The organism is Duganella sp. Leaf126 (genome assembly GCF_001423125.1).
In the GTDB taxonomy this organism is placed as follows: domain Bacteria; phylum Pseudomonadota; class Gammaproteobacteria; order Burkholderiales; family Burkholderiaceae_D; genus Rugamonas.
Window position 1 is genome coordinate 58,164 of record NZ_LMNW01000006.1, and the last position, 14,649, is coordinate 72,812.

The following is a 14,649-nucleotide window of genomic DNA, read 5'->3' on the forward strand; positions in this document are numbered from 1 at the left end:
CCTGTATTGGAAGGAGTGAGCACCATGCGATCCATAAAACGAACCGGCTGCGCCCTCGGGATGGTGCTGATAACTGCCGCCGCGACGACGGTCATGGCGCAGCAGCTGCCAAACGACGACGTCATCGCGCGTGAGGCAATCAAGCAGGCCGCGCGCTCGGCAAGCACCATCGAGAAGGCTGACCGGCAATCGCGCCAGCTTCGCCAGGCCGTACCCGACGTGGGCGCTGTGGGCCCACTCCCTGCCCCGCTGCCGGCGCCAGACCCCAGCGACATCGCCAAGCGCTACGGTGCCGCACAGCAACCGCAAGCTGCGCTGTTTGTGCTGGTCTCGCTGTCGATGCCGCCAGCCTCCCTCGACAGGCTGGCGGCGCAGGCAGGCAAAGCGGGCGCGACGCTGGTGCTGCGCGGCGTGGTGGACGGATCGCTGACAAAAACGGCAGAGATGACGGCCGCGGTGATCCGTCAACACCCGGGCGCCCAGTTCCAGATCGATCCGACGCTGTTTCGCCGCTTTAACGTCGACCAGGTACCGACCTTCGTGCTGGCCACGCCGACAGCGCGAGGCCAGACCTGCGGCAAAGACTGCGACGCCCAAGGGACTTTTGTGCGCGTGTCCGGCGATGTGACGCTCGACTACGCGCTCGAGCATCTTGCCAGGCAAGCCAATCCGCGCTTCGCCAGGCTGGCGGAGCAAAGGCTCAAACAGGTGCGAGGCACGCCATGAATCGCGCAAGCCCACTACTGGCGTTGGCCCTGTGCGCCGGGTTACACCCTGCACAGGCACAGAGCACGCAGGAGCAGGCCTTCGCCGAGGGCAAGGCCTATAAACCCGCCAATGCCGGCATCAAGAACAGCATCGAGCCGAACGCGCTGACGCAGGTGCCCGGCCAGGATAGCGCCACGACCAGCGACCTGACGGGCCTGTACGGCACCGACCTTGCTGCACCTGGCCGCGACAAGGTGACCGCGTGCGCCGCCTACGTGCCGGGGAGCGACGGCTACAAGAACGCCGAGTGCGATACCGTCAACTACGTCGTACGTAATCCCGGCGAACGCCCGTCCTACACCATCGACAAGCAGAACGACCCGCTGATCGTTCATGGCAACCAGGTGCGCAACGCGCCGCAAGCCCATACCGCAGGTATGTCGGGGCTGAGCGGGAACTACACTGCCTGCACTGAAAAAACAAACATTACGCCAGAGCGCATCGAAACGGAACGCTGCGACATCGACCGCGTCGTGACCGAAACGCAATGCAGCGCGACGTTGTCGGTCACGTACAGCTGGCAGCCCTACACCAATCAGGCCGGCGCCGAACTTCGCTACGGCCGCTGCGCGCCAGGCCAGGTGCGCGGAGACCGCATGGCGCTGCCCATCACGAGCACCTACCGTACCGAGAACGGCTCATGCGCCGACTTCGGCCATGGCGTCGGGGTCGAAGTCACCATCTGGCACCGCGATTGCGCAGGCAACGAGGTGCGGCATGGGTTTGATGCCTCCGCCTGCACGGCGCCGCCGACGCCAGCGAGATCAGATCCACCGCGCCCGCCGGTGCAGGCGTGCGCGGATGCGCCGCACGCAGCCGACAACTGCTTTACGCCAGCCGGGCGCTTTATCGCCAAGGCCAGCGTCCCGGTCTTCGAGGACCGCTGGGATGACAGCGCGTGTACGGCCCTGAGCAACGGCCAGGCCGTTACCCAATGAGGAACCACGATGCGACGCTTACTGATCCTCGCCGCCCTGTTGCTGTCGTTCGACGCCGCCGCAGCCAGGCAATGCGGCATCGTGAGCCAGACCTGCTCGTCGGGGCCGGCCACGGTGGACATCGATGGCATGGAAGTGACCCGACCATGCTGGCGCAACACGATCCAGTACGCCTGCATCGAAGAAGGCGTGTCCAACACGTGCGGCGCCATCGCCGCCAAAGGCTGCGACTTGACGCGCTCGGTCTGCGCGGAAGGCGTGACAGTGGGCGGCGCATTCCAATGCATTAGCGAGCAGCGCGAATATGCGTGCAAGACGCAGCCAGCAAGCAGCAGCACCGGCGTTGATTGCGGTTCCCAGCAGTTTTGCATCGAGGGCCACTGCTTCGACACCGGCGCCGTGCCCGATCCTGACTTCGCCAAAGCTGTCGCCGGGATGGAGGTGGCGCGCGAGGCCGGCGTGTACGTCCATGAAGCAACGTTCCAGGTATTCAAGGGCCACGACAGCCGCTGCGCGAAAAGCGCGCTGAAAAACTGCTGCAAAGGCGCCACAAAGCCCGCCAGCGGCCTGACCAACCTGGCCATTGCCGGCGGCAGCGCCTATGCGTTCGACATCCTCGCTGGGGGAACAATGAAGTCCACGCTGGTACTGGGCTTTGACCCCGTGGCACTGGCGCTCACCATCTCGGTCATGGTGGTGCAGCAGATGCTGGCCTGCGACCGCGAAGACGTGATGGTGGCCCTGAAGCGCAACAACCGCCTGTGCCACCACGTGGGCGATTACTGCTCCAGAAAAATCAGCCTGGGCCTGGCCCGCATCTGCGTGCAGCGCAAAGAGACCTACTGCTGCTTCAACAGCAAAATATCCAGGCTGATCAACGAGGGGGCAAGGACACAGCAGCCAGGCCTCGGTTGGGGCACGCCGGAAGCGCCGTCGTGCCAGGGGATCACCATCGCACAGTTCCAGGCCATGGACCTGTCCACCGTCGATTTCAGCGAATTTTATGCCGACGTCGTTCCCACGGCGCCTAACGAAGACGATATCAGCGCCCGTGCTGCTGAGAAGGTTGATTCCTACTTCGGCAAATAAAGAAGAAAAAGTAACAGCAAAAGTAAAAAGGAGGATGCGATGAAGCGCCGATTGATAGCACTGCTGGCGGCCGTGTCGGCTGCTGCCGGCGCCGGGGATGAGCCGCAGCAGGAAGCGCCCCACGTGGTGCGGCAAGCGATCGCCGATGGCCACGCAAAGGCCACCATCGGCGGACCGCTTGCCGAAGAATCGCGGCGCCGTCTCAACGCCACCGGCACGCTGCACCTGTCCGTGCAGCGAATCTACCTGTTCGACCAAGCCAATTGCGCCCGGCTGCAACTGGACTTTACCCAGTACGATGCGCTGCCACCCGGTACCACGCAGCCAGCGCCCTACACCTGGTCGACGCAGATGAGCGTCTGCGCCGACGGCCATCCGCCTGCCAACACCGCACGGAGACGCAAATGAAGCTACTCATGATGACAATGCTGCTGATCGCCGCCGGCGTCGCCAGCGCGGACCATGAACCCGCGGCCTACTGGCGCGGCTCGACCTGGACTGATCCTGACCGCGGCTTCCTCTGGTATGCGCCGCCGAAACCAGCGAAAGAGGAACCGCAGGACGATCCGAAAGCGGCACCCACCAAGCGTTACGAGCACATGACCAACAAGCAGCTTGGCAAGGAGATCGAGCGCCTGCTGGACATCGCCGTGGAACAGCAAAGCCCGGCAGCGGTAAAGGAATACCTGTTCCTGCAACAGTATGCGATGGACCGGGCCAGCCGCTTTTCCGACGTGTTCCGCCGTACGGTCTGGACCACGCCAGAACTCGATTACAGCCTGCGCAGCCGGCCCACCAACGCCATGGCGATCAACACGTATGACGTGGAGCGCGATAGCAAACGCGCTGCCGTCTCCGCACAACTGGCGCAAACCCACGGCCTGTTCTTCTACTTCAGAAGCAACTGCCCTTACTGCCACCAGTTGGCCCCCATCCTGCGCATGTACCAGCGCAGCTCCGGCATGGAGATCTTCCCGGTATCGCTCGACGGCGGCACGCTGCCCGAGTTTCCCAACGCCAGACTCGACAACGGCTCTGCCGAAAACCTGCGTGTGACCACCGTGCCGGCCGTGTTCTTGGCTGACAAGCGCACTGGCAGCATCCAGCCGATCGGATATGGCGTGCTGTCGCTGCAGGAGCTGGCCGAACGTATCTATGTGCTCACCTCAACTCAACCAGGCCAGGAGTACTGATCATGATTAGGAAAAAAATTGCCGCCTGCGCCGTGGCGGCAGCACTGCTCACCCAGGCAGCAAGCGCTGGCGACAACGGCATGCAGCAACTGTTCGACGACATGGGAGCCTTTGGAAATGTCACCGGCCCTGGTGCCTATCGCGCCCAGGGCATGAACATGGTCACCGGCGGGAATCTCTTCATGCGTGTACCGCAGCGCAACTACAACCCCGTGGCAGCCCAACTACCCAGCCTGAAAATGGGATGCGGCGGTATCGACCTGTATGCGGGTTCATTCTCGTTCATCTCAAAAGCGCAACTGGTCAGCATGATGAAGAATATCGGCTCGAGCGCAGTCTCCTACGCCTTCAAGCTGGCGCTCGATTCGATCAGCCCACAAATCAACAAGACCCTCACCGAGCTCCAGCAAACCGCGCAGGATCTCAACGGTACCAACATCAATTCCTGCGAAGCCGGCGAAGCACTGGCGCGTGGCGCGAGCGGCGACTGGCAGCGTTCGGCTCAGTACTTCGCCAAGGTGACGGCGCCAATTACGGGGCTTTTCTCCGACCACAGCGAAGCACGTGCGGAGGTGCAAGGCGATAATGGCAAGGTCAACGAAGCAATCTCGGCAGTTTCCGATCCAGCCACCAGAGTCCAGGTTCAACCCGGCAACATAGCCTGGCGAGCACTATCCCGCCTTTCGGGCCTGGACAATGATGACCGTAAGATCCTGATGGCGCTGTCTGGTACAACCATCATCTCGCCCACAGAGTCGGCAGACGTAGCCCCACTCTACAAGGAACCGAAAGCAATCACGATTCATCAATTCATACGCGGCAATGAAAATGGAAAGCTGCCCATCTACGGCTGCGTCGACAGCACGACGCCGGAAGGATGCCTGGTATTGTCGGATGACGAGCTTGTGGTCTCGCCGTTTGCGCAAAAGGTTGAAAGCAAGCTGATCGCGATTGCCGAGAAGTTCAAAGCCAACGTCGCCCTGACCCCGGACGAGATTTCCTTCATCAACATCACCGGCCTGCCGGTGTACAAGGCGCTGGCCGTATCGACGTCGCTACCCAATGTCGGCCTCGATGTAATCTGGATAGGCAAGTACGCCGACCTGATTGCTGCGGAATATGCGTACCAGTACATCGTGCAGGCTACCCACCAGATCAAGCAAGCCTATTCGCAAGCCTCGGCCGGTGCGCCTGCCCTCGCCATCGATGACATGAAAACCATGTCCGCCAACGTGGACCGGCTGCGCGGAGACGCGCGCGAAGAGGTGCGCCTGGCCTATTCAAAAGTTGAATCGGTCAACAAGATCGCGGAAGAAGTGATCTACATGGAACGCAACCTGATGGCAAATCTGCCGGCCAGCCTGGCAGGCAATCTGCGCTTTGCAACCGGTGCAAGATAGCGAGGCATGCCATGGCAAGTTTTGAAGTCTACGCCTATTTTAACGTCGACCAGTTGGCCACGCTGATGGATGGCGTTGCCGCCATCACTGCCAGCGGTGATTACCTCGACGTCTTCCGGTCGGTATCCATGCTCGCCTTCCTGGTCTTTGTTGCGGGCCTGGCAACCGGCAAGACGCAAGACCCGGTCGAATTCTTCCGCTGGCTCATGCTGGTGGTGCTGATACACTCGCTGCTGCTTGTACCCAAAGCCGACGTGGTGCTGATCGACCGCACCGGCAGCGCACCGCCCACTGTGCGCTCGAACGTGCCGATCGGGCTGGCGTTCTTCGCATCCGTCACCTCGCACGTCGGCGATACGCTCACGCGCACGTTCGAGGCTGTCTTCGCACTGCCCGACGACCTGCAATTTCAGAAACACGGCATCATGTTTGGCAACACGATATTGGTCGATTCCTTGCAGACGGTGCCGATCAATGCGTCGTTCCGCGATGACCTGGTCACCTTCATCAACAGCTGTACCTATTACGACATCATCAACGGCCGCATACCGCAAGACCTCTTCACGCGGGCGGACGATGCCTGGGCCGCGATGTCCGAAACCTCCAACACCCATAGCACGAGGATATCGACGTCGCCGACCGGAAGCATGGTTTGCGCCGCCGCCTACAATGACCTGAACACCCGCTGGGGCAACGAAATCACGCAGACCATGCAGGCGCGCGGCCGCGCGCTCAATTCGGACATTATCGACAATGTTGCGGCCGGCGCCGCACTGAGTTCGCAAATTACCAGCGCCTACACGCGCCTGACGAACATCGCCAAGTCATCGACCGACATGCTGCGCCAGAACATGACACTGAACGCCGTGCGCGATTCGCAGCTGATTTCAGCACAGAATCTGGACGCGCCAAGCGCCGCCATAATCGGCGCTGCCCAGGCACAAGCCGAAGTAACCGCCAACACCAACTACCTGACGATGGCCAGGGTTGCCGAGCGCGCGGCGCCGGCGATCCGCAATGTCATCGAACTGATTTGCTACGCGGTCTTTCCCATCGTAATACTGCTGCTGATCGTCGCTGGCGAGCACGCGGGAAAATTATTCAAGGCCTACGTGATGTCCTTGGTTTGGGTCCAGCTGATTCCACCGCTGTATGCCATCCTGAATTTCGCCATGACCAGCGCATCCCGCGTCACGCTTGTCGGCATCGCTGAATCGACGACAGCCAGTGCTGCGGTCAACCTGGTCAACATAGGCCAGATGAGCCAACGCGGCCTGTCCGATTCCGCGATCGCCGGCTATCTGACGCTCTGCCTCCCGGCGATCGCGTACGCCCTGGTCAAGAGCGGCGATGTTGGCGGGTCCGCCTTGTTCAGCGCCATCATGAGCCCGTCGAAGGCGGCGGTCGACGGTGCCGCAGCTAGCGTTGCCGCCGGCAATATCAGCCAGGGCAACGTCTCTCTCGATACGGTCGCTCGCAACAACGTCAACGCCAACCATTACGACACGGCGCCGACGATGGCGTCAGGCTTCAGCCGCGTGAGCTCGGCTGCCGGTACATCTATTTTCGGCAGCGATGGTACCTTCCGCTTCCAGGGGAACCAGAGCACGCTCGGGTTGAGTGCGAACTTTGGCCAGAAAATCGGCAACGCCTTGAACAGCGAAGCAAGCCAGCGCGAAGAGACGGCACTGCGCGAAACCACAGCAGCTTCGCAGATGCGCACCGCCGCCCTGGTGGAGCGCATGGGCATCGTCAAGGCATACACGGACCAGCATGGCGCGAGTAACACCAACGACGCCTCCCACGGCACCCGCAGCGGTCAGGCAATATCTGAGCTCCAGCAGATCGCTGAAAACGTTAATGAAAGGCTTGGCCTTTCGGCGAACAGTTCAGTCGGACAGCGCCTCATTGGCACGCTCGCCACTGGCGGCAAGGTTTCGGTGGAGGCATCAATAGGTTCTCCAACAATTTTACCGTTCTCGGTTAAGGGATCGACCAGTGCCGAGACGAGTGTCAGTTCTCAGAAGATGGACGACGCAGTAAAAAACAAGAACTTCGAAGCTGCTGTCAGCTACGCAAAAGATCAGCTCCACAGCAAAAATATCTCCACCGACCAGGCACTCTCGTCGGAGTTCCGCACGTCCGAAGCGTACCAATGGGGTAAGCAGAACCGCACGGAATCGGTACAGGGTGAGGAAGCAGCGCTGACCAAGGCCACCCAACACACTCGCAATGCCGAGGCGGCGCATTCGCAAGCGTTCAGTCTTTCTCATCAAGCAAGCACGGTACAGGAACAATGGCTGCATTCGTCAATGGACTACACCGGCTACCTGGCAGACCGGTTGCACCAGGACGGAAAACTCGACGCCTTCAACATGCTCTACCAGACCGATCCAGACCGTGCGGCGCGTCTGGCCGCGACTTATCTGGCGGAAACCAGCTTTGATGCGATGCCAACGCCATCGCAGGTATCAACCAAACTTGAGGACGTGCAGCAACGCTCCCCTACCCTGTCCGGGAAGTCGCTGGAGGCTGAACATCAGCGCCACCAGGGCAAGGTCACTGATGGCACGGCTGGCGCGCATCGCAGGAACCAAGGGGCGGCAGGCGCACAAGGATACAAACAAGAGACGATAGAAAATGAGGTTGAGGAAAAGGTGAATGCTGCCGTTGATCGAAGCCTTGAGGAGTTCAACCATCAGCAAAAAGATATCGAGCCGGCGGTGACCGAAGGGAGAAACAGGGCTGCTGCGGAGCTTCGGCGTGATGCTCAGATACCGGGACTGAAGGGGCCGAGCAGCGCCCCTTCGATCGGAAGTGCTGCGGAACATCAAGATAAAATCCATCGAAATCTTTTCCCCAAGTCGGATAAAAAAAAGACAGAACCCTGAAACTTGGTTGGCAAATTATTTTCGTACATGAAATAAGGTATCGCGAAAAGCCTACCTGTCGTTTGCCGGTGTCGCCGGCAATGCTGCTGGCCTGGGTTGGCCAGACCGGCGCAGCCTTGGAGGGTACGGCCGACGTGATGAGTGTGATCACGCGACTTGATGGTCCGATTTTCACGTAGATCGATGGTCGGTGATCGCGCCATTTTGCTCAGTTTTGGCAGCGCGACGTTGGAGTGTTCGCACTGCCATCGAGAGAAGTCAGAATGGTTCGCTGCCGAAGCGTTCGTGACGCCAGAACAGCGCCACAGCGGCGTTGCGGACGCCGTTCTGCGGCAGCGGCGGGAGGGCTATGCGCAGGCGCGCGAGCGCCATCCGTTGCGTTGGAAACGACTACCACGCGGACGGCAGGTGGCTGATGAGGTTTGGCTTAATCCGCCGTCCAGGCTTGACCAACGCCGCGCCGCATAACCTGTTGAGGAAAGGACAGAATCGACACATCTAAAACAGGACGTATGCGACAATTACCTTGACACTCACCGGCAGCACGCAGCCCCGAGTACGACAATACGTCATACAGGAAGAAAGAACTTCTTCCACGCTGCGCACAATGCGCCATGTGCACTATAACAATACGATGGATTATTTTTCAGCTACGTCCATAGGGCATACGATTTCGTCTTTGATTTCTTGCAGGTGAGCGTTCTTTAAGAAGAAGTAAAACGTCGAATCTACTACCTTTAGTTGGCGCGAATTCGAATCGTAAGCGATGACCGGAGGGCTAATGCCTTTGCCTGACTGGAGTTCTGTAAGCCCCTTGAGGACAGCCGTAAGCTGCGCGCCTTTAAGATCGTCTTTGCGGTGATGCTTTTCTTTAATTGCATGAAGGAGCGACTCACGACTGACTCCGCCGTTGAAGCCTTCCAGTCCAATATCAAGGATGTACATCACAATGTAATATTGAAGGAAGTATGGCAGGGGGCAGTCTTTTTGAATAACAGCTCCATTACCAGAAGCAATTGCCTCCAGACTCCTGAGGTGCCGCCCCGAATACTCTGCAGTTTTCTTCAAGATTGCAGTCTTGACAGCGCCCATATTATCAATAATTACCTGATGAGATGATTTCTTAAGAACGTCACACTCTTGGCAGGTCGATTTCAATAGCTCTTGGAATACGCCAACGCTTTCAAAGGAATTTACGATACATTCATTAATAACTTGCTCTGTGAACATAATGTTTAACAATGAAGATCCATTGTTGATAATACGCCTAAAGTCAGAATCAAGCCATGGCTCAACCGGAACTTCAACAATTCGATCCTGTAGTTCACCGTTAAATTGTGCCAGCCGGTTTGCTTCCTTCCAAATTCCAAGAATTACAAATCTAACCTTTAGATCTTGGAATGTACGAAGATCAAAAGAGAAAGCGCGCTGCAGGTCTTCAGGCAGGTAGTGAAAATTTTCAAGAATTATAACCTTTTTTTGCCCCAATCGATTGACTATGTCGGCAACATCATCGGGCAATTCTAGATTGAACTGGATCTCGTCGTACTTCTCATCAGTCTTCGAGTTCGATTCTTTATCAAGCCCGATTTCAACCTTAGCTTTCATGATCAAAGCAACTGCACCTTGGATCGACGCCTTGCTCTTTACTTTGGAGACGTCCCCTGTGCCTTCTGTATACGATATCTTAAGGGAAACACCAGACTTCCTTAAGATAGATTGATAAATATCTTTCAGAGTGCTACGCGGCGACAAACTGATTACGATATTTTCTTCGTAATTAATATACTTCTTCACTAGAGCTGTCTTACCTTGCTTAGATGCACCATACACAATAATTTGCTTATCCGTACGAAGTGCATCGATGAAGTGATCATCTACCTCCTCACGCTCGACATAACTTCCAACCTGCTTACCACTTACCCCAAAAACATCTTCTAAATTACTCATCAAAGTCCTAAATTTATATTTCTCGTTATCCAAAGCATCAAGCAATAACAGTCATTTCAGTTTATAACTTAACTCCGAGCTAATTCGCTGATTGTCATTCTGGTTTCTAATGCTTCACAGATGCATGGCAATTTACGAGCTTCAAGACACAGGGTGAAACCATCTTCGACATCAGAATTCGACAAAGTCTCTTAGCGCCTTCCCAATCTTTTAGGTCAGCGTTCATAGCGCCAGAAAAATAATAGCCTTTACTTTGTTCCGACTTTTATTTACAGATAAAGATATCTATAGCACTGTGGTTAATATCTTGTGGCGGCCTTACTCCATGCTTCAACACAGACTCCGGACTTGGACAAGCCATCAATAATTTCCATACCAAAATTTGAATTTATTTTTAGTCTAGGTCTGGACTGAATAAAATTCCATAGCAGCGGTTAGCCTGGACTGCGGTAACACTTTCCAGAGGAGGCAAGCACTTCTTCCCAAGAGCAGCCATTCAGTTGGCACAATAGCTACGTGAGAATCGGCACCCCTCATGATATTTGTTGATCTATAGCCTAATGTCGTGCTTTCGCAGGTACGATAAATCGCCGAAGTCTCAATCAAGGATGAGGCCATAGCCTTCGCGGAGCTCCTGGTCGACGAGGTGGAACCGGTCTAGCTTCAATGATGTCCAGTGCTCCTGGCCGATGTGCTCCAGCAAGATGATCTGGAACCCGCCATGTTTTTCCATGTCGATAACGAACTGGTTTAATTCTGTCAAAACCTTATCCAAGCTTCTAATATCGTCGTTGGGCTTGCCATCGGTCGAGAAGTATGGAGTGCTGACTTGATCGAGCACCAAAAAGGACGGAACCCACGGAATTAGCCTTGTCTTGGCTATCTCGTGTATTGCCAGAAAATAGGAAACGTGGAGGTATAGATAATTTGACGCGCTTCCAACATCTCGCATCTTTTCTACCGTTGCAAAATCAGGGGAATGTAGATGTATCAGTTTCTCTCTTTCGCTTAAGAATGCTGAAAAATTATTGTAGCCTTTGAGAGGGAGTTTGACGAGACGCTTATTGATCAAACGATTCAACTCTTGTTTTGCTAAATCGCTTTTTTCTTCATTTTGACCGACGATACGTTGCAGATCAGCAATTGATTCGTCCAGGTCATCTTGAACTGGTTGAGCTTGCGCCCCATCATCGTGACGGTAAATTTCGAGCTTCGCCTCTACGCGCCCCAGATAACGGTGATAATCATTGGGATTATCTCGAATAGGCTGCTTTATGTTAACTATAGACAGTTCCTCTCGTAATTCTTGAATTTTCTTTTCATTTTGCGCATGGACATCTTTGACTTCATCTAGGAAAGGGAAACTATTGCGATTACGAAGCGCAGCTTTTATATCAGAGAGCTCGCGGTGCAAGCGCGCAATCACCGTGTTGGCTAACGGCGAAGGAAATAAATCTTCGGCCTGAGAGTTAAATGCGTTAACAGGTTTGAGCGAGTCTTCGGTTTCTTTTAGTGCACCAGTATAAATCGCCTTGTTGTCTATAAACGCCATCAGTTGACGATTTTTAGCTGCAAGACTGAAGATTTGTTTCTCGATACGCTCAACCTCCCGTTGGTAAGCGTTCGGAATTGCCGGTGCGTTAACTAGTTCGCGAAGCACTGCAATCTTATCTTGATACGTTTCAGGAATACGTTCGATGACCCCAAGGGAATACGCCTCGTTTGACAGCGCTTCTACCTCCTCCGCGAAAGCATTCGTAGATTTTACGTATGATTCAATTTTTCTTGCCTCGAGAGCTTTTTTTCGTTCTAGTTCGGTGAGGCGATTCCGTGAAAGCGCAGTGTCTACATTCTCTGCTCCCACGGCCATACGGAACGTTCGTTCGATGGCTTCCTGATATCGCCCATCAGTTGGGCGGATATAGAGATAATCAGGCGCAACGATGGTATTTTGATCTTGGTAGCAGTAAGCTAGGAAATTCCTAAAGGAAACTTTTGATCCCGTCTGTATATATTTTCCGCCATATGGAACCTTCAATTCGGTATCGATTCCAAACGCGGCGCTAAGAACCTTTTTGAGATTATCGATTCGAACGTTTAACTCCGGAGAAGACGGGATAATACCGTTCTCGTTGAAGTAAGCGCGGTCCGTCGCGCCATTAATCTCTGAAGGGCGTGCTATCACAAGCTCTTTCCCATCGACTGAAATTTTAATCCCATACCAGTCCACCTTGGAATCTATATTCGTCTTAGAAATTCCGGTAGTCTCACTTGCCAATAAGCAATAGTCGATAATATAAAGAATTGATGACTTTCCCTTTCCAGAATCTCCTGTAACGACATTCACGCGATTGTGCAAAAAATCAAGAGTCCGTGTTACTCCATTTTTTTGCCAAAGGATAATATTTGAAATTTGAATTTTACTCACAACTCAATCCTGAATGTTTGATAGAGATCTGCAGCATCTTCGCTAAGTATCAGACCCACCTTGGGACCTGACGCCAAGATATCTAATGCATTTTTTCCAATTTCTAGGTTATTAGGGAAGAATATCTTCTTTTTGAGAACCAAGCAGTTTCCCACAAGCGTCACGAGGCCCATCTCTTGCGCAAGAATTATTGCGTTTAACGAAGTGATTGTCAGATCCTCGTAACGTGCACGTATCGTGACAAATGCTACTGGATTGGAAATCAAGAGATCTTTACTCCCTAGCACGACGCTGTTTTTCCTCTTTAAAACAGATCGTACTGCCTTATCGAAAAGTAAGGGCAGTACCAGCATAACTTTGGCCAATGAAAGGCTATTTCCTATTGAGTTATCAAGTGCGCTTTGGATAGCAATCGTGCCGATCAATTCATTTTGATATAAACGATTCATTTTTTAAATGTATTTTGCCAGTTCTTACGCCAGCCGATGCGAGGAAGATTAGAGAGTTTAGTGTATTTACCACAACTCAAAATTCTCGGAAGTTCTACATCGCCAGCTTTTAAGGAAGATCCCATTGTTTCGTCGTAACAGTCAATAGATGCTTTCTTATGTGCTGTCGTATCCTCTACTTTTGTACTTCTATGCGATTTGCTGTGCACTCGTTGCCAATCGGAAACCGCCTTATTTTCTAATCTCAAATTATCGCTCGCACTGAACGAACCAAGCTCCCGGAGTGATTCCATAAATTCTTCTGCTAGCATCATTTCAACTCCGCGGTCAACAATTTCATCATCACTTACACCAATATCTTTGAGCTGATCGTGGAATTTGCTGTTGCTAAAAGATATTGAATCGGGGCGCTGATAGCTATAATAGATGTCCACGAATCGATCAAAGTCGGCGGGTTCGGACCGTGCCGATATGACGATTCTTTCAAAACCCATTTTTGTACGAAAATCGTCAAAAGTGATGACGACTTTTTCTCCTTTGATTATTTTTGAGAACTTCGACTCTTTGAATGCGCCGATCACGTGCTTTCTCGTATCATCCAACTGCGATTGCGGGATCGCAAGTTGTCGCAGGGATGAAGATATTCTAGAGATAATGGAAGAGCTATCAGAGTGAAACTCAAATCGGTCAAATAGGTATTTGAGCTGCTCATCACTTGCCTGAGAAACTGATTTCACATATTTTGCAATCGGATTCGGGGACTCATTAGGTTTCTTTATAGCCTCAGCTGCGGAGATTTCCTGATCCGTTTTTCTTATGTGATCGACGATAGGTTGGACGTTCTGACGTGGGGCTTTTAGTAGGCTAACTAAGGCTTGATTGTTGAGACTCTTGTTGGTGTAAAGCTGGAAGGTCAGCTTACTGGAAGACGGTAGCCCCGGTACGAGCTTAAGCCAATTATGGATGGTCTTCCACAAATCAATGTCCCGATCTGTGATGTTGCCCGGGTGAACTGAGTGCTTGACCTGAATGAGTAGAAGATCTTCTATTGACCCATCGTCTGCGGCAGTTTCCACGTGGATGTCGTCGTGCAGCTCCAGCCCTAATGTTTGTCCCGGCCTAAGCTCGATCAGTCTTTCGATGTAGACTAAGTCTTGAAACTCAAACCCAAGAGAGGTTTTGTCCGCTGCTATTTTTTCAGAATAATTCATGCCGTCTCAATCGACTTTTAGAGTTCCTGGCCCACCAACGACGGGTGTGCGCATGCGCGGTGTAGCATTTGTAACCAATAGCTGATAACTATAGCAAATTTTTCCGCTAGGAAAACTCACACAATACCACCTGTGGTTATCGCCTACTTCAGGCCGCCTGCGGGAGTCCGGTACCTCAATTTAGCGCATTAAAGTATCAAATTTGCAATTGCAAAACTTCGACATCAAAACGTGTCTCAAGATACGACAACTCGAACTCGGCGGATGCCCAGTAGGATAGAGCATTGCTCATGGGAAATTTAAACGAATTCTCATCAAATTTTGCTGTATCT

Annotated in this window: 11 protein-coding genes; 7 read left to right on the top strand and 4 right to left on the bottom strand. The window is 53.9% G+C overall.

What is annotated here, in order from left to right; translation table 11 throughout:
• Positions 1-24 precede the first annotated feature (24 nt).
• From trbC to ASF61_RS06990, 7 genes are read left to right on the top strand one after another with little or no spacing between them, the layout of a single operon-like run.
• Positions 25-726 carry a type-F conjugative transfer system pilin assembly protein TrbC gene (trbC, locus tag ASF61_RS06960; RefSeq protein ID WP_082491271.1) on the top strand — a complete coding sequence of 234 codons (702 nt, stop codon included), beginning with the start codon at positions 25-27 and terminating at the stop codon, positions 724-726.
• Complete coding sequence (locus tag ASF61_RS06965) at positions 723-1,706, top strand: hypothetical protein (RefSeq protein WP_156369483.1); 984 nt, start codon at positions 723-725, stop codon at positions 1,704-1,706. The genes trbC and ASF61_RS06965 overlap by 4 nt, the downstream gene beginning before the upstream one ends.
• Before the next feature lie 9 nt (positions 1,707-1,715).
• Positions 1,716-2,795 carry a conjugal transfer protein TraN gene (gene traN, locus ASF61_RS06970; RefSeq protein WP_056153079.1) on the top strand — a complete coding sequence of 360 codons (1,080 nt, stop codon included), beginning with the start codon at positions 1,716-1,718 and terminating at the stop codon, positions 2,793-2,795.
• Positions 2,796-2,834: 39 nt separating this feature from the next.
• A complete protein-coding gene (locus tag ASF61_RS06975; protein WP_056153082.1) occupies positions 2,835-3,203 on the top strand; it encodes a hypothetical protein in 369 nt (122 codons plus the stop codon).
• An 8-nt stretch (positions 3,204-3,211) separates the two neighbouring features.
• Complete coding sequence (gene traF / locus ASF61_RS06980; RefSeq protein WP_162241977.1) at positions 3,212-3,988, top strand: conjugal transfer protein TraF; 777 nt, start codon at positions 3,212-3,214, stop codon at positions 3,986-3,988.
• A 2-nt stretch (positions 3,989-3,990) separates the two neighbouring features.
• A complete protein-coding gene (locus tag ASF61_RS06985; RefSeq protein WP_056153088.1) occupies positions 3,991-5,388 on the top strand; it encodes a conjugal transfer protein TraH in 1,398 nt (465 codons plus the stop codon).
• Positions 5,389-5,399: 11 nt separating this feature from the next.
• Complete coding sequence (locus tag ASF61_RS06990) at positions 5,400-8,279, top strand: conjugal transfer protein TraG N-terminal domain-containing protein (protein WP_056153091.1); 2,880 nt, start codon at positions 5,400-5,402, stop codon at positions 8,277-8,279.
• Positions 8,280-8,918: 639 nt separating this feature from the next.
• On the opposite strand, the gene ASF61_RS06995 is transcribed toward ASF61_RS06990, so the two are convergent.
• From ASF61_RS06995 to ASF61_RS22635, 4 genes are all read right to left on the bottom strand, one after another.
• Positions 8,919-10,229, bottom strand: coding sequence for a hypothetical protein (locus tag ASF61_RS06995; RefSeq protein ID WP_156369484.1), 1,311 nt, complete (start codon positions 10,227-10,229; stop codon positions 8,919-8,921).
• 598 nt (positions 10,230-10,827) lie between these two features.
• Positions 10,828-12,657, bottom strand: a complete 1,830-nt coding sequence (locus ASF61_RS07000; protein ID WP_056153097.1) for a DUF3732 domain-containing protein — start codon at positions 12,655-12,657, stop codon at positions 10,828-10,830.
• Positions 12,654-13,106 (bottom strand): three component ABC system middle component, encoded by a 453-nt coding sequence (locus ASF61_RS22630; RefSeq protein ID WP_082491273.1) that lies wholly within the window; start codon positions 13,104-13,106, stop codon positions 12,654-12,656. The genes ASF61_RS07000 and ASF61_RS22630 overlap by 4 nt, the downstream gene beginning before the upstream one ends.
• Positions 13,103-14,317 (bottom strand): hypothetical protein, encoded by a 1,215-nt coding sequence (locus tag ASF61_RS22635; RefSeq protein WP_082491275.1) that lies wholly within the window; start codon positions 14,315-14,317, stop codon positions 13,103-13,105. The genes ASF61_RS22630 and ASF61_RS22635 overlap by 4 nt, the downstream gene beginning before the upstream one ends.
• Positions 14,318-14,649 lie beyond the last annotated feature (332 nt).